This is a genomic window from Streptomyces sp. NPDC037273, assembly GCF_055603625.1.
In genome coordinates this window covers 465,235-483,173 of record NZ_JBVJVO010000001.1, presented here as the reverse complement: position 1 = coordinate 483,173, position 17,939 = coordinate 465,235, and the positions used below count along the sequence as shown (strand labels likewise).

Genomic DNA, 17,939 nt, shown 5'->3' with positions numbered 1-17,939 from the left:
TGTGGGGTTGCGGGCACGGCTGCGTGCCCAAGATCCCTGGAAGAGAATCTTCCGTACGTCGCGCTCCCGGTCCATCGAGGATTTCTTAAGCGCGCTCGCAGATCAGCTTCACACCCCCGCCGGAAGGCCGCCACGCGTCAACGTCCCAGCACCGCCATCGCCGCGTTGTGGCCCGGGATGCCGCTCACCCCGCCGCCCCGGATCGCGCCCGCCCCGCAGAGCAGCAGGTTGGCGTGCCCGGTCTCCACTCCCCAGCGGCCCGCGCCGTCCGCCTCGTACGGGAAGGACAGGTCGCGGTGGAAGATGTGGCCGCCGGGGAGCCGCAGCTCCCGTTCGAGGTCGAGCGGGGTCTTCGCCTCGACGCACGGCCGGCCCTCCGCGTCGAGGGCCAGACAGTCGGCGATCGGCTCGTCGAGGTGCGCGTCGAGCTGGTCGAGGGTCGCCTTCAGGAGGGCGGCACGCGCGCCGTCGTTGTCCGCGGCGAAGAGCCGGGCGGGGGTGTACAGGCCGAACAGGGTCAGGGTCTGGTGCCCCCGGGCCGCGAGCTCGGGGCCGAGGATCGTCGGGTCGGTGAGGGAGTGGCAGTAGATCTCGGAGGGTGGCGCGCTGGGCAGGTTGCCGGCGGCCGCCTCCTCGTACGCGGTGGCCAGCTGCCCGTACCCCTCGGCGATGTGGAACGTCCCGGCGAACGCCTCGCGCGGGTCGACGGAGCGGTCGCGGAGCCTCGGCAGCCGCGTCAGCAGCATGTTGACCTTCAGCTGCGCGCCTTCCGCGGCGGGCGGCGCCGTCTCGCCGAGCAGGACCGCGAGCTCCCTCGGCGAGGCGTTGACGAGGACGTGCCCCGCCTGGACGGTGCCCTCGCCGTCGGCGGTGCGGTACGTGATCTCGGCGCGCCGCCCGTCGGTCTCGATCCGGGTGGCCTCGTGGCCCGTGACGATCCGGGCCCCGGCCGCCCGGGCCGCGTCGGCGAGCGCGTCCGTCAGGGCGCCCATGCCGCCGACGGGCACGTCCCAGTCCCCGGTGCCGCCGCCGATGACGTGGTAGAGGAAGCACCGGTTCTGCGGCAGCGCCGGGTCGTGGGCGTCGGCGAACGTGCCGATGAGGGCGTCGGTGAGGACGACACCGCGCACCAGGTCGTCGGCGAAACTCCGCTCCACGGCGACGCCCAGCGGCTCCTCGAAGAGCATCCGCCAGGTCTCCTCGTCGTCGACCCGGGCGCGCAGCGCCGCACGCGTGGGCAGCGGCTCGGTCAGCGTGGGGAAGATCCGCCGCGCCGCCCGGGCCGTACGGCCGTAGAAGGCCTCCCAGGCCTCGTACTCCCGGTCCGAACCCGTCAGCGCCGCGAACGAGGCCCGCGTCCGCTCGGCCCCTCCCCCGACGAGCAGCCCCCCGTCGCCCTTCGGCGTGTACGAGGACACCGACCGCTTCCGCACCTCGAACCGCAGCCCCAGCTCCCGCACGATCTTCTCCGGCAGCAGCGACACCAGGTACGAGTACCGGGAGAGCCGCGCGTCCACCCCCGCGAACGGCCGCGTCGACACCGCCGCCCCACCCGTGGAGCCGAGCCGCTCCAGCACCAGAACGCTCTTTCCGGCTCGCGCCAGATAGGCGGCGGCGACAAGGCCGTTGTGGCCCGCCCCGACGATCACGGCGTCGTACGGACGGGCTGCGGCCGGGGCGCCCTGCGGCGCGTCGAGGTCGGTCATGGCTCATGCTCACACGCGGCCGGCGGCGCGCGGAAGAGGACCTGGCGGGAACCGGTCAGTGGCCTGAACAGCCTTGGGGAGTGCCGGTCAGGACGGGGGCGGGGTGGCCGCGCGCAGGTGGAGCGCGGCGGCTTCGGCGTGGCGGCCGAGGCGCTCCAGGCAGTGGGCCTCGTCGTCGAGGGCGGCGAGGGTGTCGGGGTGGGCGGGGCCGAGGAGCCGCGTGCGGGCCGCGGCGATCGCCCCGTGCGACTCCCGTGCCTCCTCCCAGCGGCCCAGCCGGCCGAGGGCGACGGCGGCCTCCCGGCGGCTGAGCAGGGTGTCGGAGTGCTCCGCGCCCAGGACCCGCGCCCGGTCCGCGTACACGGTCTCCGACTCCGCGAGGGCCTCCGGCCAGCGGCCCAGCCGGCCGAGGTTGACCGCGAGGGCGTGGCGGACCCGCAGCGTCTCGGGCGCGTCGGCGCCCTGTGCGCGGGTACGGGCGGCGACGAGGTCCCGGCAGACGTCGAGCGCGTCCGCGGCCTGGCCGAGACGGCCGAGGTGGACGCCGGTCTCGTACCGGGCGGCGAGGGTGTCCGGATGGTCGGGGCCGAGGGCCGCGGCGCGCGCGTCGGCCACCGCCCGGTACTCGGTGAGCGCCTCCTGCCCGCGCCCCAGCTTCCCCAGCGTGTACGCCACTTCGTGACGGGTCACCAGGGTGTCGGGATGACCCTCGCCCAGCAGCCGGGCCCGCGCCTCCGCGACCTCGTGCGCCGTACGGTACGACTCCTCGAGGCGGCCGAGCCTGCCCAGCGTGAACGCCAGGTTGTGACGGCACCGCAGGGTGTCCGGGTGGTCGGGGCCCACCGTCCGCTCACGGGCCGCAAGCACCTCCGCGTACAGCTCGTACGCCTCCCCGTGGCGCCCCAACCGGCCCAGCGCGTAAGCCCGTTCCTGCCGCGCCGCCAGCGTGTCGGCGTGGTCATCGCCCAGGACCCTGGCGCGCACGTCGGCGACCCGGCCGAAGACGCCCAGCGCCTCCGCCGGGCGGTCGAGTCTGGCCAGCGCGAACCCGACCTCGTACTGGCTGGCCAGGGTGTCCGGATGGTCGTCGCCGAGCGCCCGCGAACGGTCATCGGCGACGGACCGGTGCACGGACTCGGCCTCCTCCCAGCGGCCGAGCCTGCCGAGTCCCATGCCCGCGCGGTGACGGCCGGCGAGCACGGCGACGAGCTCGGCGGGCGCGGGAGCGGCGGGCGCGTGAGGGGTGCTCGCGGCGGCGTGCGGCGCGGGTGCGGGGACGTCCGACGGGGGGCCGGCGGTGGTCCACTCGGTGGTGAGGACGGCGGCGGCGGGGTCGTGGGCCACCGGCCGGGGTGGGGCGCCGGCGGCGGCCTCGTGGGGGGCGTCGGCGGCCGGACGGTGTCCGCCGCCGATCCCCCGCGCCCACGCGGGCACGGGCGCGGGCACCGGCGCGGGTGTCACCGGGTCCGGGCCGACCGGGGGCTGACCCGGGACCGGGTAGGGGGCGGTGTCGCCGGGCCACGGGCCGGGCGGAGGAGGCGTGGAGCCGGGCTGGAGGACGGTCGACACGCGGCCCAGGGCGATGTGGCGGCGCAGGTCCGCGGCATGCGGGGGGCGCTCCTCGGGGGCCTTGGCGAGCAGGTCGACGACGAGGCGGTCGAAGAAGGGCGGGAGCTCGGCGCGGAGGGTGCGCGGCGGGCGCGGCACGGTGTCGCGGTGGCCGATGAGGATGGCCCAGGAGTCGCCGAGGTCGAAGGGCGGGGCGCCGGTGGCCAGTTCGTAGAGCACACAGCCGAGGGAGTAGAGGTCGCTGCGGTGGTCGACCTCGCTGCCGCCGATCTGCTCGGGCGACATGTAGTGGGGGGTGCCCATGGCGATCCCGGTCCCGGTGAGCTTCGAGGTGAAGCCCATGTCGGCGCCGAGGCGCGCGATCCCGAAGTCGCAGATCTTCACGGTGCCGTCCCGCAGCCGCATGATGTTCGCCGGCTTGAGGTCGCGGTGGACGATGCCCTGGCCGTGCGTGTAGGCGAGGGCGTCGGCGACCTGGTCGGCGATCTCGACGACGTCCTGGACGGGCAGCGGCTGCTGGGCGTTGGCCGCGAGGAGCTGGCTGAGGTTGCGCCCCTCCAGGAGCTCCATGACGAGGAAGAGGACCCCGTCGTACTCGCCGAAGTCGTGCACGACGGTGATGCCCCGGTGCTGGAGCGCCGCGGCCACCCGCGCCTCGCGCCGGAACCGCTCGCGCACGACGGTGAGGACCTGCGGGTCCTGCTGCGGGCCGAGCGGCTTGAGGCACTTCACGGCGACGCGGCGCCCGAGCGCCTCGTCGGTGGCGCGCCAGACCTCGCCCATGCCGCCGCGGCCGATGACCTCCTGCAGCCGGTACCGGCCGTGGATCAGTCTCGAGTCCCCCATCGCGTGCCGTCGCCCCCGTCGATTCGTCCTGCCTGCCCGGCTCCTCCAGTATGGCCGCCGGGTCGGACAGTGAATACGGGGCGGGGTACGGCTAGCGGGTGTCCGGTTCCGTTCCCCCGGACGGCAGCCGGGCCGCCAGCCGGACGTACGGGTCGGGCCTGGTCTCGGGGCCGAGGCGTTCGACGGCCCGGATGATGTGCCGGGGCGGCAGCCGCCACCGCAGGCCGGCCGGGATGCGGCGGAGGAGTCCGGCCGTGGCGACCAGCCGGCGGGTGACCGTCTCCGCGGGCGGGGCGGGGCGGCCGTAGAGCTCGTGGGCGTAAGGAGGCAGCGTGTCGTACGCGAGTGCGGTGACGCGCCGCCAGATCACCTCGCGCGCCGGTACCAGGACGGGTTTCACCGGCGGGCGGCGCAGGAAGTCCTCGACGGTCCGCGCGTCCTCGCCGGCCGCGAGGCGGGGCCGTATCGCCTCGAAGTAGGCGGCGAGCCCGGCGGTCGACCCCGGCACGCCCCGCGGGTCGAGCCCGACGAGCCGGGCCGAGGTCCGGTGCTCGTCCACGTACCGGTCGGCCTGCGCGTCGGTCACCGGGATGCCGGAGCGGCGGGCCACCGACAGGTACGAGTCCGTCTCCGCGCAGTGCACCCACAGGAGCAGTTCGGGGTCGTCGACCCCGAGCAGCCGGTGGATCTTCCGCACCCGCGCGCCCGCCGCCTCCGCGGCCTCGGTGGTCCCGTAGCTCAGCGTCCCCACGAAGTTCGCCGTCCGCATCAACCGCCCCCAGGGATCCTCCCGGAAGCCGCTGTTGATCATCACGCCCCGCACGGCGACCGGATGCAAGGCCTGCAGCCACAGGGCCCGGACCCCCGCGATCCACATCACCGGGTCCGAGTGCACCTGCCACGTCACGGAACGGGGCCCGAAAAGCCCGGGATCGGCGTCCTGCCTCATGGCGCTCAGGCTACGCCGGAACGCGCCCCGGCAAACCGATCGGTACGCGCCGACTTCGGGGCGGAGGGCCGGGGCGGAGGCGGACGGGCGGCGCCCGTGCGGCGCGCGGCGGCTCTCCGCGTACCGCGCGGCAGGGCGTGCGGGCGGGCCGTGGCGTGCGGGCCGTGGCGTGCGGGGCGGCCTTCGGCCGCGCATGCTCGAAGCATGGTCAGCGAGGGTGCGCTCAGGCCCGCGGTGCCGGCATGACGTGGCTGTGCGTCGCCGCGGGCGCGGTGCTGATCGGGTTCATCCTGCGGGACGTGTTCCACACGATCTGGCACCCCACCCGGCACGGCGGGCTGAGCAGGCTGGTGATGCGGGTCCTCTGGCGGCTGTCGGCGCATCGCGGGGCGCGGTGGCGGCCGGTCGGTCTGGCGGGGCCGGTGGGCATGATGGCGGTCGTCGCCGTGTGGGCGGTGGTCCTCGCGGTCGGCTGGGCGCTGATCTACTGGCCCCACATGCCGGACGACTTCTCGTACGCCACGGGGCTCACCCCCGGCGAGCACGCGGGCCCGGTCGACGCCCTGTACGTGTCGCTGGTGACCCTGGCCACCCTCGGCCTCGGCGACATCGCGCCGACGTCGGGGTGGCTGCGCGTCCTCGCGCCGATGGAGGCCCTGGTGGGCTTCGCCCTCCTGTCGGCGACCGTCGCCTGGGTCCTCGGGATCTACCCGGCGCTCGCCCGCCGCAGAGCGCTCGCCCTGCGCCTCTCCCACCTGCGCCGCAGCTCCGTCACGGCCGGGGCGATCGACTCCGCCGGTGGTGCGGCGCTCCTCGACGGGCTCGCCTCGGCGCTGTCCACCGTGACCGTCGACTTCCTCCAGTACGCCGAGTCCTACTACTTCTACGACGTCGACGAGAAGATCTCCCTGGCCGCCCGGCTCGGCCACGCCGTCACCCTGACGGAGAACGCCGAGCGGGCCCGCCACCCGGACGTCCGCCTCTCCGCCTCGGTCCTCCGCACGGCGCTCGACGACCTGGCCGCCGTCCTCGACGAGCGCTTCCTGCGCACGGGCCGGCCCCCCGAGGGGGTGTTCGCGGCGTACGCGGCGGACCACGGGCGCTGACGGCGGCCGGCCGTCACGGCTCCGCGAACGCCCGCCCAGAAATGCGGGTGCCGGGAGTTCCGCCGCCTGGCGATACTGCTCCGATGACCAGCCTTCCCGACCCCGCCTCCGTCCCCGACCCCGCCTCCGTCCCCGACCCCGGCCCCGGCCCCGTCCCGGTCCCGGTCCCTGTCCCGGTTCTCGACTCCTTGTCCGGGCTCGCGTTCGGTGATGCCTTCGGTGACCGCTGGTTCGGCATTCTGCGCCGTGAGGGGCCGGGGGCCCTGGAGGCGCGGGTGCCGCCGCCGGAGCCGTTGTGGCAGTGGAGCGACGACACGGCGCAGGCGGTGGTGCTGGTGCGGGAGCTCGCCGAGGGCGGCGGGGCGGTCGACCAGGACCGGCTGGCCGTGCGGCTTGCGGAGGCGTACGCGGAGGACACGCATCGCGGGTACGGGGCGTCGATGCACGACGTCCTGCGGAGGATCGGGGCGGGCGAGCCGTGGCGCGAGGTGGTGGCCGGGCAGTTCGGGGGCCAAGGGTCGTGGGGGAACGGCGCGGCGATGCGGGTGGCCCCGCTCGGCGCGTGGCTCGCCGGGGACCTCGACGCGGTGGCCGAGGGCGCGGCCGCGCAGAGCGTGGTCTCGCACCACCATCCGGAGGCGGTCGCGGGGGCGGTGGCGGTGGCTCTCGCCGCGGCGCTGGCGACGCGGAGCCGCGGTGGGGCGGCGCCCGCCCGGCCGGAGTTCCTGCGGGAGGTGGCCGAGCGGCTGCCCGAGAGCGACGTGCGGTCGGGGGTGCGGATCGCGGCCCGGATGCCGGAGCGCACGTCGGTGCGGCACGCGGCGGAGGTGCTCGGTTCCGGCTACCGGATGTCGGGTCCCGACACGGTCCCGTACGCCCTCTGGTGTGCGGCGGGGCACCTCGACGACCTGGAGGAGGGCCTGTGGGTGACGGTCGGCGGGCTGGGTGACATCGACACCACGTGTGCCATCGCGGGCGGGGTGATCGCGGCCCGTACGGGCGTGGCCAAGCTTCCGGCCGCCTGGCACGCGGCCCGGGAACCGCTGCCCTCGACATGATCGTCACGGGTGGCCCATCCTGAGCGCCATGGAATACCTCTGCTACCACCGCGACCGCGCCGGATCGATGCCCCTGCGGCAGGAACTGATCGAGGCCCACTGGGCGTACATGGACGGCTTCGCGAAGCAGCTGATCGCGCGCGGGCCGACCTTCGACGCGGCGGGCGAGGCGTGCACCGGCAGCATCCACATAATCGACCTGCCCGACGCGGCCGCGGCCCGGGCGTTCGCCTTCGACGAGCCCAACTACCAGGCGGGCGTGTACCGGGACGTCCTGCTGCGGCGGTGGCGGAACGTGCTGGGGCGGACGATGTGGGAGTTCCCCGGCGGCCGTGAGGGCGGCGACCGCTTCCTGGTCCTGGGCTTCGGCGAGGGCGAGGCCGTCGACCTCACGGCCCCGGACGGCCCGGCGGACCGCGACGACCTGATCGCCTACGGTCCGCTGCTGTCCGACGACGGCGCCACCTGGGTGGGCACGGCGGCCCTGGTCCGTGCCGCGGACGCGGCGGCGGCCGCATCCGTCCTGCGGACTCCGGGCCGGTACGCGCAGATCGAGGTCCACGACTGGTCCTTCGGCGGCCGTCCGACGACCTGACCGTCCAGCACGTGAGAAGGGCCGAAGGGGCCCGTCGGCGCCCGGTTAGGGTGCCCCTACCCGTGGCCGGTTCTCGACGCTCCGGCGTCGGCACTCCGGCCGCCCCTTCGCCCGATTCTCCCGAGGATGCCCATGTTTACGGTCAACGAGTACTTCGACGGCACGGTCAAGTCGATCGCGTTCACCCAGGAGCAAGGCCCCGCGACCATCGGCGTCATGGCCGCCGGCGAGTACGAGTTCGGCACGGCCGCTCCCGAGATCATGCACGTAGTCAGCGGCGCCCTCACGGTCCTGCTGCCCGGTGCCGCCGACTGGGAGACCTTCGCCGCCGGCGAGCACTTCAAGGTCCCCGGCGACAGCCGCTTCCAGCTCAAGGTCGCCGTGGACACCGCGTACCTCTGCGAATACCGCTGACCCGACCGCGGATCCGACCGCTGACCCGACCGGGACCACATCGCTGACCCGACCGGGGCCCGACCGCTGGTCCGACCGGGGCCCGACCCCTGATCCGACCCGGCACCCGCGACGGGCTCCCGGGCCCCGTCACCCGCGGCCGAGCGCGAGGTCGACGACCTGCCGCCACCTCACGCGCGGGGCGGGCGCCGGGACGCCCGGCCGGTCGCGGGGCACGAGGACCCGCAGGGCGCCGGCGCGCAGGGTGCAGACGACGGGCGTGGGCATGCGCAGCGCCTCGCCGTCGACCGCCACCGGGATCTCCTCCGCGTCGGCGGTGATCTCGACCCGGCGTGCGGTGAGGACCGTCAGCCCGGTCGACTCGGAGCCGCGTACGGCCAGGTCGGCGGCCTCCGCCGCGCCCTCCACCTTGATGCCGAGGACGCCCAGCTCGCCGTCGTCGAGGCTGGGGCGCCGGGGGCCCGCGCTGAGCTCGTCGGGTGACTCGTAGGCGTTGTTGCTGACGAGCACCGCCTGCTGGGCGGTCAGTTCCCCGTCGTCGACGCGGGCGTCGAGGCGGCGCGCGTCGTCGCCGACCAGCAGGTCCGGCATGAGGGCGAGGGCGGTGCCCGCCTTGTCGTCGCGGTATTCGGGGCGCTGGACGACATCCGCGTACACGCCGAAGGAGACCGTGTTGACGAAGGGGCGCCCGTCGACGTCGCCGAGGTCGATGCGGAGTTCCTCGCCGTCGGTCAGCGCGTCGAGGCAGCGGGCCGGGTCGGAGCGGTCGAGGCCGAGGTCCATGGCGAAGTGGTTGCGGGTGCCGGCGGAGATGACGAGGAACGGCAGGTCGTGATCGGCGGCGACCGCCGCCACCAGCGCCTGGGTGCCGTCGCCGCCCGCCACACCGAGCAGGTCGGCACCCTGGTCGACCGCCTCACGGGCCAGTTCGGCCACGTCGGCGGGCGCTTCGGGATCGAGCACGACCACCCGCGCGCCCAGGGCCTCCGCCTTCTCCACCAGACCGAAGCGGCCGACCTTCCCGCCGCCCGACTTCGGGTTCATGATGAGGAACGGCCGCTGCGGCCTGGCCGCCGCCACCGCCCGCTTGGTCCGCTCGGGGCGTGCCTTGCGCAGCGCGGCCCGCGCGCAGGCGAACGCCGCGCCCCAGCACAGGACGAGGAGCAGCGCCGTGCGCCACAGTCCGTCCAGGGCGTAGAAGACGACGACTCCGACCGGAGCGGCCACGGCCACGCACGCCCCGGTCAGCCGGAGCAGCCCCCGGTGTGCCAGGAACCACCACACTCCGGCCGCGCCGAGGACGAGCCCGAGGAGTCCGGCCCCGAGGACGAGCAGTCCGCCGTTCCCGACGGTGAGGCCCAGCACGACCAGGGAACCGAGACCCGCGAGCAGGGCCACGCGCGCGAGCAGCCGTGCCGCCGCACCCCCGTCGGCGCCCGTCATCCCCGACCTCCCGTCCTCGGCACCACGTGTCCCGGTCCGCTCCGGGACACCACCTTGCCCTCTCCCCGGCCCGACGGCATGTCGGCCGCCGGGGCGTGCCCCGAGCGGCGTTCGGCTGCCCGGCGCCCTTGACCGCACGCCTCATCCCGCGCATGCTTCCCTTCGTCTCAACTTGATGAAAAGTGGTTCGCGGCCGGCGGAAGCCCTGTCGGCGCGCACTCACGGGGACCACCCGGAAGGCCGTCCATGACCACAGGCACGCCCGCGCACCACGACCGGCCGAAGCGACCCACGGCGACGAACCGCACGGCGGCCCGGGTCAACAGCACGGCCCTGCTCGACCAGCTGCGGGCGGCGGGCCCGCAGTCGCTGTCCGAGCTCGTCCGGCACACGGGGCTCAGCACGGCGACGGTCAACCGGCTCGTCGACCGGCTGATCGACGACGGGCTCGTGCTGGAAGCGGGGCAGACGGTGCCGACGGGCGGGCGGCCGGCACGTCTGGTGAGGTTCAACGCGCAGGCCCGGTCGGTGCTCGCCCTCGACATCGGCAGCCACAAGATCGCCGGAGCGGTCGCGGACCTCGACGCCCGCATGACCCGGCGCAGCAGGAGCTCCCTCGCCGCCGGCGACGACGGGCGCCCCGGCCTGTACTTCTTCGAGGCGTTGGCCGAACTCGCGGCCTCGCTGGTCAGGGAGGCGGCGAGCGGGCCCGCGCCGGTGGCCGCGGTGGCCGTGAGCGTGCCGGGCGTGGTCAGGCGGGACAGCGGGCGGGTCGAGTTCGCGCCCTCGCTGCACTGGCACGACCTGCCGCTCGGCGCGCTCCTCGAAGAGCGTCTCGGCCTGCCCGTGCGCGTGGCCAACGACGTGAACCTGCTCGCCCTGGCCGAGCTCCGCCACGGGGCGGCGCGCGGCCGGCGCGACGTGCTGACGATCGCCCTCGGCACCGGCGTCGGCGCGTCGCTCGTCCTCAACGGCGAGCTGTACGGCGGCGGTTCCGGCGCCTCGGGCGAGATCGGCTACACGCTGCTCGGCCGCGCGTCCCTGGCCACGCCGTGGCCGGGCTTCGGCGACCTCGAATCGCGGGTGGGCACGGCCGGGATGCTCGCGCGGATGCGCGAGCGGAAGGACGGCCTGCCGGACGGCTTCGGCTCCGAGGACTTCCTGCGCCTCGCCCGCTCCGGCGACGAGGCCGCCACGGCCGTCCTCGCGGAGGTCGTCGACGACCTGTCCCTGACCATCGGCAACGCCGCCACGCTGCTCGACCCCGAACTGGTGGTGCTCGGCGGCGGCTTCGGCCGCGCCGCGGCCGGCCTGCTCGTACCCGCCGTCCGGCGGCGCCTCCAGGGCCGTGTCCCCCTGCTGCCCGCCATCACCGGCGCCGCACTCGAAGACGCCCAGCTCATCGGCGCGGCGGAGCTGGCGATCGACCTCGCCGCCGCCGCACCACCCACCTGAACAGGAGCGGAACCCATGACAGAACTCGCGCAGTCGCCCCGGACGGCCGGCGCTGCCATGGCCGCGGAAGTGGCCGAGCAGCCGCTCCTGTGGCAGCGGCTGCTGGACCGGTACCGCGCCCCGGACTCGGAGCTCGCCCACGCCGTCTCCCTCGTCCTGGCGCACCGCCCCCGGTTCGTCCTGCTCGTCGCGCGCGGGACCTCCGACCACGCGGCGCTGTACGCGAAGTACCTCTTCGAGGTCCTGTGCGGGCTGCCCTGCGGGCTGGTCTCGCCGTCCACGATGACCACCTACGACGCCGCTCCGGTCTCGCGCGACGTGCTCATGGTGGCGGTCAGCCAGTCCGGCGGGTCGCCCGACCTCGTGCGCTCGCTCGAAGTGGGCCGGGCCCGGGGCGCGTTGACCCTGGCGGTCACCAACCGCGCCGACTCGGCTCTCGCGCGGGCCGCCGAGTGCCATGTCGACGTCCTCGCCGGCCCCGAGCTCGCGGTCGCGGCCACCAAGTCGTACACCGCCCAGCTCCTCGCGCTGTACCTGCTCGTGGACCGGCTGCGCGGCGGCACGGGCGCGCTCGCCGCGGGCCTGCCCGAGGCCGGTGCGCGGGTGCTCGGGCAGGAGCCGCGGATCGCCGAGCTGGCCGGCCGCTACCGGTTCGCCTCGCGGCTCGTCTGCACCGGCCGCGGCTACTCGTACCCGACGGCGCGGGAAGCGGCGCTCAAGCTGATGGAGACCTCGTACGTCGCGGCGCAGGCGTTCTCCGGGGCGGACCTCCTGCACGGGCCGCTGGCCATGCTCGATCCCCAGGTCCCGGTCATGGCCGTCGTCGCCGAGGGCCGCGGCGGCGACGCGATGCTCCCGGTCCTCGACCGGCTGACGGGCTCGGGCGCGGATCTCGTCGTCGTCGGCCGTACCGAGGCCGTCGACCGCGCGGACGCGGGGATCGCGCTTCCGGAGGGCGTACCCGAGGCGCTGTCCCCGCTGGTGGAGATCCTGCCGTTCCAGAGCCTGGCGCGGCATCTGGCGCTGGCGCGGGGCGAGGACCCCGACCGGCCGCGCGGGCTGAGCAAGGTCACCGAGACGCTGTGACCCGCGCCGGTCAGGCGGAGGTCGCGAGGGCCGCGCGGTGCACGGCGTGCGCGAACGGTCTCGCGGCGCGGTAGCGCTCGACCTCGTCGATGGCGCTCGTGGTGATGCGGTCGAGCTCGCCGCCGAGGGAGCCCGCGATGTGCGGGGTGAGCAGGACGTTCGGCAGGGAGTAGAGCGGTGAGCCGGCCGGCAGCACCTCGGGTTCGGTGACGTCGATGACGGCGTGGACGCGGCCGGTCACTGCCTCGGCCGTGAGGGCGTCGGTGTCGACGAGCGCACCACGCGCCGTGTTGACGAGGGTGGCGCCGTCCCGCATCAGGCCCAGCCTGCGGGCGTCCAGCAGATGCCGGGTCTCGGGCAGTTCGGGCGCGTGCAGCGACACGACGTCCGACACGCTCACCAGCTCGTCGAGCTCCACCAGGCGGACGCCGAGCGCGTCCGCCTGCCCGGCGTCGACGTACGGGTCGGCGAGGAGGAGTTCGAGGTCGTAGGGGCGCAGCAGTTCGATGACCTTGCGCCCGACGAGGGAGGCTCCGACGATCCCCACGGTCCGCCGGTAGTTGCCGAAACCGGGGAAGCGGCGGGACCAGTCGAGCGGTGCGCGGTGCCGGCGGTAGAGCTCCGCGATCTCCAGGACGCGCTTGTTGGCGAAGAGGATCGCGCCGACGGTGTACTCGGCGACGGGTACGGCGTTGGCCGCGGGCGCGGAGGACACCGCGATCCCCCGGTCCCAGCACGCCCGCGTCACATGGTGCTTGACGCTGCCCGCCGCGTGCACGACGGCCTTGAGCGCGGGCAGCCTGGCCAGCACGTCCTCATCGAGGACGGGGCAGCCCCAGGAGGTGATCAGGATCTCGACGTCCTCCAGCGCGGACTCGCCGGCGAAGTCCTCCACCACATGGTCGGGGTCGAGCTCGACGTACTCCTGGAGGCGCCGGATCGCGGCCGGCGGGAACATCAGGCCGTGGTGGTGCCGGCCCATGGCGAACAGGGCGCGCGGGCGGGTGGTCGTGGGCGGGGCCATGCGGGGGTTCCTCACTGTGACGGCCTGGGGAGTGCGGCTACTTGACGGCGCCGGCGGTCATGCCGGACTTCCAGAACCGCTGGAGCATCAGGAACACGGCGATGAGCGGGGCGACGGAGACGAGCGAGCCGACGACGGCCAGGAGGTAGTCCTCAGGGTGTCCTTGGGAGAGCGCCGACGAGTACCACACGTACAGACCGAGGTTGACGGGGTACAGGTCCTGGTCGGACAGCATCACCAGGGGCAGGAAGAAGCTGTTCCAGATCTGGGTGAACTGGAAGAGGAAGATGGTGACGAAACCGGGCGCGATCATCGGGAAGGCGATCCGGCAGAAGGTGCGGAACTCGCCGGCGCCGTCCATCCGGGCCGCTTCCAGGACCTCGTCGGGCACGTAGGCGGCGCTGAAGACGCGCGCCAGGTAGACGCCGAACGGGAAGACCAGGCCGGGCAGGAAGACGCCCCAGAAGGTGTTGACCAGGCCGGCTTCGGCGGCGAGCAGGTAGAGGGGGACGGCGAGCGCGGTGGCGGGCACCATCACGCCGAGGAGGACGAGCGCGAACAGGCGCTCCTTGCCCGGGAACGCCAGCTTGTCGAAGGCGTAGCCGGCCGCGACGCTGAACACCGCCGCGAGGAGGGCGCCGACACCCGCGTACAGCACGGTGTTGACCATCCAGCGCAGGAAGACGCCGTCCTGGGCGGTGAACAGGTGCCTCAGGTTCCGCGTCAGGTGGAACTCGTCGCCCAGCGCGAACCCGTTCGTGCCGAACAGGTCCTTGCGGCTCTTGGTGGAGGAGAGCAGCAGCCAGGTCAGGGGCGCCAGGGTGTAGACGGCGGCGAGGGCGAGGAGCGCGGTGACCCCCGCCTTGGACAGCAGGGCCGAGGGCCGCTTCGGGGCGCGCCGGCTGCCGCGCGGTGGCCGGACAGTGGCGCCGGGTGCGGGTGCGGCCGTGGTTTCGGGGGGACGGACGGAGGTGGTCACGACTTGCTCCCGCGGCGTGAGATACGGGTGACGGCGAAAGAGAGGAGAGCGGCGAACAGGGCGATGAGCAGCGAGCCCGCGGCGGCGAGTCCGAAGTCGTTGTCCTGGAACGCCGCTGTCTGTACGTACATGTTCGGCGTCCAGCTGCTGCCGATGGCGGTGGACGCGCTGTAGACGACCCGGGGTTCGGTGAAGAGCTGGATCGACCCGATGACGGTGAACAGGACGGCGAGCGCCACCGCGGGGCGGATCATCGGGACCTTGATCGAAAGGGCGGTCCGCAGGGCGCCGGCCCCGTCGACCTTCGCGGCGTCCAGCGTCTCGCGCGGTACGGCCTGGAGGGCGGCGTAGAAGATGACCATGTTGTAGCCGGTCCACTCCCACACGGCGATGTTGGCCGTGGAGAACACCGCGTTGTCGGCCGACAGGAAGCTGACCCCGAAGCCGCCGGCCTCAAGGACGTCGATGACCGGGCTGAGGCCGGGCGTGTAGAGGTACACCCAGATCAGCGCGGCGATGAGGCCCGGTACGGCGTGAGGCAGGAACAGCGTCAGCTGGAAGAAGGACCTGGCCTTGGCGAGTCCGGAGTCGAGCAGCAGGGCCAGGGCCAGCGCGCCGCCGATCATCACGGGGATGTAGATCGCGCAGTACGCGGCGACGACGAGGAAACCGTCGCGGAACGCGGGGTCGGACAGGGCCCGTACATAGTTGTCCCAGCCGGCGAAGACGTCCTCGGCGCCGCCGAATCCGAGCCCGGACGTGCGGGTGGTGAAGAGGCTGAGCCATCCCGCGTACACGAGCGGTGCGAGGGTGACGGCCGCGAAGAGGCCGAGGAACGGTGTCAGGAGCAGCGCGGCCGCGCCGCGCTGTCCGCGTGTGGAGATGCTTGCCATGACGGCCTTCCGAGGTGGGCGGGGCGGGGGCCGGGGGCCCGCGAGGGGCGGGCCACCGGGCCGGGTGTGCGGCGATGGGCGGCGGGCGGGCACCGGGCCGGGCGTGCCGCGGGGGCGCGGGCCACCAGTCCGGGTGCGCCGCGGCGGGGGCGGGCCACCAGACCGTGTGCGCCGCGGCGGGGGGCGGGCCACCGGGCCGGGCGTGCCGCGCGGTGGGTCAGGGAGCGGAGACCTTCATGCCGCGCTGTTCCATCTGCTTGACCGTGGCCCGCTCGGCCTGGGTGAGGACGGCGGGCAGGGAGGTCTTGCCTTCGGCGACGTCGGGCAGTTCGTCGGAGATGGCCGCGTTGGTGGTGCCCATGACCGGGCCCCACGTCCAGCCGTTCCGGATCGCGTTGTACGACTCCACGCCGACCGCGTACACGTCCTGGCCGCCGTAGTAGTCCGTCTTGAACGCCGCTCGGGCGACCGGCACGAGGTCCGGAGCGGCGGGGAGCATGCTGCTGGTTCCCGAGGCCACCCACGCCTTCATGCCCTCGGGGTCGGTGGTGATCCACTTGATGAACTCGGCGGCGGCCCCGGTGTTGTCGGAGCCCTTCGGAATCACGAAGGAGGAGCCGCCGAACATCGCCGAGGCGGGCTTGCCGTCCCAGCTGGGAGCGGGCGCCACGGCCCACTTGCCCTTCTGGTCGGGCACGGTGGCCTGCAGCGCCCCCGCACACCAGCTGGCGCACACGTAGGCGACGGTCCGGGACTTCTGCACGCTCGTCCAGAACGGGTCGGCGTCGGTCACCGAGCGGACGAGGTCCTCGCGGGCGAGGTCCCCCCAGAAGGCCGCGACCTTGTTCGAGGGGGCGTCGTCGACGCCGACCTTCCACGCGTCCTTGTCGGCGGCGAACCACTGCCCGCCGGCCTGCCAGGCGAGGGCGGTGAGCTGCCCGGGGTTGTTGGTGTAGAGGACCCCGCCACGAGCGTCGGCGTCGGCCTTCTTCACCTGCTCGGTCATGGTCCGGTAGGCGTCCCACGTGGCGGGCACCGCGATCTTGTGCCGGTCGAAGAAGTCCTTCCGGTACATCAGCGTCAGCGGGGCCGCGTCACGCGGCACACCCCACGTGCTGCCGCCGAGTTCGACCAGCTGCCGCACCGCCTCCGGGAACTCGTCCCGCACGGTCGCGCCGAGCGACCCGCTCAGGTCCTCGACCTTGCCCTGCGCCGCGAACTCCGGCAGATAGGGGTACTCGACGACCGCCACGTCCGGTGCCGTGCCGGCCTTCACGGCGTTCGTGAGCTTGGAGTAGTACTCCTGACCCGACGGCACCGTCTCGAACTTCACCTTGATCCCGGGGTGGGTCCTGTTGAAGGCCGCGGCCACGCCCTCGGATCCCTTCAGGAAGGACCAGAAGGTGACCTCTCCGGTCTTCGCCGCGCCGGAGGTGGTGGTGGCGGCGTCCTGTCCCCCGTCGCCGCAGCCGGTGACGAGCAGGGCGAGCGCCGTGGCCGATCCGGCCAGCGTGACCGCGGTTTTGCGAAGCATGGGATTCACCGATCGTTCGATGTGATGTCGAACGGCATCATTCGACAGAGCGAACATCACGTCAATACTTTTCGCTCCTTTCGATATCACGTGAAGGTCGGAAGTGGGTCAGCGGCACCCCTCGGAGAAGGGAAGTGATATCGTTTGATGGCGATCACTGGAGGGGAGAGGGGAGCACGGGATGCTTGCGGAAGACCGGCAGCGCGCGATCATCGCCGCGGTGCGGGAACGGGGTTCGGTCAGGATCGGCACGCTCGCCGAGGAGCTGAACGTCGCCGCCGTCACGGTGCGCGGCGACGTGCGCGAGCTGGCGCGGCGCGGCAAGGTCGTCCGCGTCCACGGCGGAGTCGCCTGGCCCTCCGAGGAGCCGGGGGAATCGCCCTCCGTGCCCGCGGCCGACGCGGACGCGGTACCCGGGTCCGCCGGGACCACGGCGGCGCGGCGGACGCCCCGGACCTACAGCCTCGGCATGGTGGTCCCGCACTCCTCGTACTACTACCCGGAGGTCGTCAGCGGCGCGAAGGCGGCCGCCGAGGCGTTCGGCGCGACGCTGTCCGTCGAGGTGTCGCAGAACGCCTTCACCGAGAAGGCCCTGGTGGCCAAGATGCTCCAGGGCGGCGTGGACGGTCTCCTGGTGACGACCGCGGAGGACCCCCGCACCTCACCCGCCACCGAGACCTGGCTGAGGGAACTCCCCGTCCCCGTCGTCCTCGCCGAGCGCCGCGTCGGCCTCGACACGGGCCCCGTCGAGCACGTCGCCACCAGCCACGAGTACGGCGCCCACCTCGCCCTGCGTCATCTGGCCGCGCTGGGCCGCAGCCGCATCGCGCTCCTGCAGTTCCAGACCATGACCGCGCCCATGCTCCGCACCGGCTACGAACAGGCCCTCACCGCGCTCAAGCTGGAACCCTGCTCCCCCGAAGTCCCCACCGTCCTCCAGGAGAACGACCTCGCGGACCTCGACGACAAGTGCGCCCGGCTGGTCCGCTGCGTGCGGAGCGGCCAGGTCGACGCGATCCTCGTCCACAACGACTCGATCGCCCTCCCCCTGGTCAGCCGCCTCCAGGAATCCGGCGTCCGCGTCCCCGACGACCTCGCCGTCGTCACCTACGACGACGAACTGGCCACCCTCGCCGACCCCCCGCTCACCGCCGTCGCCCCACCCCGCCGCGCCGTCGGCACCGAAGCCGTCGAACTCCTCGTCAGAAGACTCGAAGACCCCACCCGCCCCACCCACCACCTCATGCTCCACCCCGTCCTCAACGTCCGGAGCTGACCGGGC

General features: G+C 74.0%; 15 protein-coding genes. 7 read left to right on the top strand and 8 right to left on the bottom strand.

Going from position 1 to position 17,939, the window contains the following annotated elements:
* Nucleotides 1-137: 137 nt before the first annotated feature.
* From ACZ7G1_RS02110 to ACZ7G1_RS02100, 3 genes are all read right to left on the bottom strand, one after another.
* A complete protein-coding gene (locus tag ACZ7G1_RS02110; RefSeq protein WP_470877679.1) occupies nucleotides 138-1,706 on the bottom strand; it encodes a phytoene desaturase family protein in 1,569 nt (522 codons plus the stop codon).
* A gap of 87 nt (nucleotides 1,707-1,793) precedes the next feature.
* Nucleotides 1,794-4,121: a serine/threonine-protein kinase gene (locus ACZ7G1_RS02105; RefSeq protein ID WP_470877678.1), complete on the bottom strand. Its 2,328-nt coding sequence runs from the start codon at nucleotides 4,119-4,121 to the stop codon at nucleotides 1,794-1,796.
* Nucleotides 4,122-4,212: 91 nt separating this feature from the next.
* Nucleotides 4,213-5,070 carry an oxygenase MpaB family protein gene (locus ACZ7G1_RS02100; RefSeq protein WP_470877677.1) on the bottom strand — a complete coding sequence of 286 codons (858 nt, stop codon included), beginning with the start codon at nucleotides 5,068-5,070 and terminating at the stop codon, nucleotides 4,213-4,215.
* Between the two features lie 242 nt (nucleotides 5,071-5,312).
* Between ACZ7G1_RS02100 and ACZ7G1_RS02095 the strand changes: the two genes are divergently transcribed.
* From ACZ7G1_RS02095 to ppnP, 4 genes are all read left to right on the top strand, one after another.
* Complete coding sequence (locus ACZ7G1_RS02095; protein WP_470877676.1) at nucleotides 5,313-6,176, top strand: potassium channel family protein; 864 nt, start codon at nucleotides 5,313-5,315, stop codon at nucleotides 6,174-6,176.
* A gap of 83 nt (nucleotides 6,177-6,259) precedes the next feature.
* On the top strand, nucleotides 6,260-7,234 hold the full coding sequence (locus ACZ7G1_RS02090) for an ADP-ribosylglycohydrolase family protein (RefSeq protein ID WP_470877675.1): 975 nt from the start codon (nucleotides 6,260-6,262) through the stop codon (nucleotides 7,232-7,234).
* Nucleotides 7,235-7,262: 28 nt separating this feature from the next.
* On the top strand, nucleotides 7,263-7,829 hold the full coding sequence (locus ACZ7G1_RS02085) for a YciI family protein (RefSeq protein WP_470877674.1): 567 nt from the start codon (nucleotides 7,263-7,265) through the stop codon (nucleotides 7,827-7,829).
* Nucleotides 7,830-7,955: 126 nt separating this feature from the next.
* Nucleotides 7,956-8,243 carry a pyrimidine/purine nucleoside phosphorylase gene (ppnP, locus tag ACZ7G1_RS02080; RefSeq protein WP_470877673.1) on the top strand — a complete coding sequence of 96 codons (288 nt, stop codon included), beginning with the start codon at nucleotides 7,956-7,958 and terminating at the stop codon, nucleotides 8,241-8,243.
* A gap of 129 nt (nucleotides 8,244-8,372) precedes the next feature.
* On the opposite strand, the gene ACZ7G1_RS02075 is transcribed toward ppnP, so the two are convergent.
* Nucleotides 8,373-9,686 carry a diacylglycerol/lipid kinase family protein gene (locus ACZ7G1_RS02075; protein ID WP_470877672.1) on the bottom strand — a complete coding sequence of 438 codons (1,314 nt, stop codon included), beginning with the start codon at nucleotides 9,684-9,686 and terminating at the stop codon, nucleotides 8,373-8,375.
* Between the two features lie 246 nt (nucleotides 9,687-9,932).
* Here ACZ7G1_RS02075 and ACZ7G1_RS02070 point away from each other — a divergent pair, with 246 nt between their 5' ends.
* Nucleotides 9,933-11,141, top strand: a complete 1,209-nt coding sequence (locus tag ACZ7G1_RS02070) for an ROK family transcriptional regulator (RefSeq protein WP_470877671.1) — start codon at nucleotides 9,933-9,935, stop codon at nucleotides 11,139-11,141.
* A 15-nt stretch (nucleotides 11,142-11,156) separates the two neighbouring features.
* Nucleotides 11,157-12,227 carry an SIS domain-containing protein gene (locus ACZ7G1_RS02065; RefSeq protein WP_470877670.1) on the top strand — a complete coding sequence of 357 codons (1,071 nt, stop codon included), beginning with the start codon at nucleotides 11,157-11,159 and terminating at the stop codon, nucleotides 12,225-12,227.
* Between the two features lie 10 nt (nucleotides 12,228-12,237).
* Here the strand turns inward: ACZ7G1_RS02065 and ACZ7G1_RS02060 are convergent, their stop codons facing one another.
* The 4 genes from ACZ7G1_RS02060 to ACZ7G1_RS02045 form a co-directional block, all read right to left on the bottom strand.
* Nucleotides 12,238-13,251: a hydroxyacid dehydrogenase gene (locus ACZ7G1_RS02060; RefSeq protein ID WP_470877669.1), complete on the bottom strand. Its 1,014-nt coding sequence runs from the start codon at nucleotides 13,249-13,251 to the stop codon at nucleotides 12,238-12,240.
* A 37-nt stretch (nucleotides 13,252-13,288) separates the two neighbouring features.
* Nucleotides 13,289-14,230, bottom strand: a complete 942-nt coding sequence (locus tag ACZ7G1_RS02055; RefSeq protein ID WP_470877668.1) for a carbohydrate ABC transporter permease — start codon at nucleotides 14,228-14,230, stop codon at nucleotides 13,289-13,291.
* A complete protein-coding gene (locus ACZ7G1_RS02050) occupies nucleotides 14,227-15,123 on the bottom strand; it encodes a carbohydrate ABC transporter permease (protein ID WP_470877667.1) in 897 nt (298 codons plus the stop codon). Before ACZ7G1_RS02050 ends, ACZ7G1_RS02055 begins: the two co-directional genes overlap by 4 nt.
* A 217-nt stretch (nucleotides 15,124-15,340) precedes the next feature.
* On the bottom strand, nucleotides 15,341-16,657 hold the full coding sequence (locus tag ACZ7G1_RS02045; RefSeq protein ID WP_470877666.1) for an ABC transporter substrate-binding protein: 1,317 nt from the start codon (nucleotides 16,655-16,657) through the stop codon (nucleotides 15,341-15,343).
* Between the two features lie 181 nt (nucleotides 16,658-16,838).
* On the opposite strand from ACZ7G1_RS02045, the gene ACZ7G1_RS02040 reads away from it, so the two are divergent.
* The gene (locus tag ACZ7G1_RS02040) at nucleotides 16,839-17,933 is read left to right on the top strand and encodes a LacI family DNA-binding transcriptional regulator (RefSeq protein ID WP_470877665.1); all 1,095 of its coding nucleotides are present in this window, start codon (nucleotides 16,839-16,841) and stop codon (nucleotides 17,931-17,933) included.
* The last annotated feature ends 6 nt before the right edge of the window (nucleotides 17,934-17,939 follow it).

Coding starts and splice junctions, on each gene's coding strand:
- ACZ7G1_RS02110 (WP_470877679.1), bottom strand. CDS start 1,706: ATGACCGACCTCGACGCGCCGCAGGGCGCCCCGGCCGCAGCCCGTCCG.
- ACZ7G1_RS02060 (WP_470877669.1), bottom strand. CDS start 13,251: ATGGCCCCGCCCACGACCACCCGCCCGCGCGCCCTGTTCGCCATGGGC.
- ACZ7G1_RS02085 (WP_470877674.1), top strand. CDS start 7,263: ATGGAATACCTCTGCTACCACCGCGACCGCGCCGGATCGATGCCCCTG.
- ACZ7G1_RS02040 (WP_470877665.1), top strand. CDS start 16,839: ATGCTTGCGGAAGACCGGCAGCGCGCGATCATCGCCGCGGTGCGGGAA.
- ACZ7G1_RS02095 (WP_470877676.1), top strand. CDS start 5,313: ATGACGTGGCTGTGCGTCGCCGCGGGCGCGGTGCTGATCGGGTTCATC.
- ACZ7G1_RS02090 (WP_470877675.1), top strand. CDS start 6,260: ATGACCAGCCTTCCCGACCCCGCCTCCGTCCCCGACCCCGCCTCCGTC.
- ACZ7G1_RS02105 (WP_470877678.1), bottom strand. CDS start 4,121: ATGGGGGACTCGAGACTGATCCACGGCCGGTACCGGCTGCAGGAGGTC.
- ACZ7G1_RS02065 (WP_470877670.1), top strand. CDS start 11,157: ATGACAGAACTCGCGCAGTCGCCCCGGACGGCCGGCGCTGCCATGGCC.
- ACZ7G1_RS02100 (WP_470877677.1), bottom strand. CDS start 5,070: ATGAGGCAGGACGCCGATCCCGGGCTTTTCGGGCCCCGTTCCGTGACG.
- ACZ7G1_RS02050 (WP_470877667.1), bottom strand. CDS start 15,123: ATGGCAAGCATCTCCACACGCGGACAGCGCGGCGCGGCCGCGCTGCTC.
- ppnP (WP_470877673.1), top strand. CDS start 7,956: ATGCCCATGTTTACGGTCAACGAGTACTTCGACGGCACGGTCAAGTCG.
- ACZ7G1_RS02075 (WP_470877672.1), bottom strand. CDS start 9,686: ATGACGGGCGCCGACGGGGGTGCGGCGGCACGGCTGCTCGCGCGCGTG.
- ACZ7G1_RS02070 (WP_470877671.1), top strand. CDS start 9,933: ATGACCACAGGCACGCCCGCGCACCACGACCGGCCGAAGCGACCCACG.
- ACZ7G1_RS02045 (WP_470877666.1), bottom strand. CDS start 16,657: ATGCTTCGCAAAACCGCGGTCACGCTGGCCGGATCGGCCACGGCGCTC.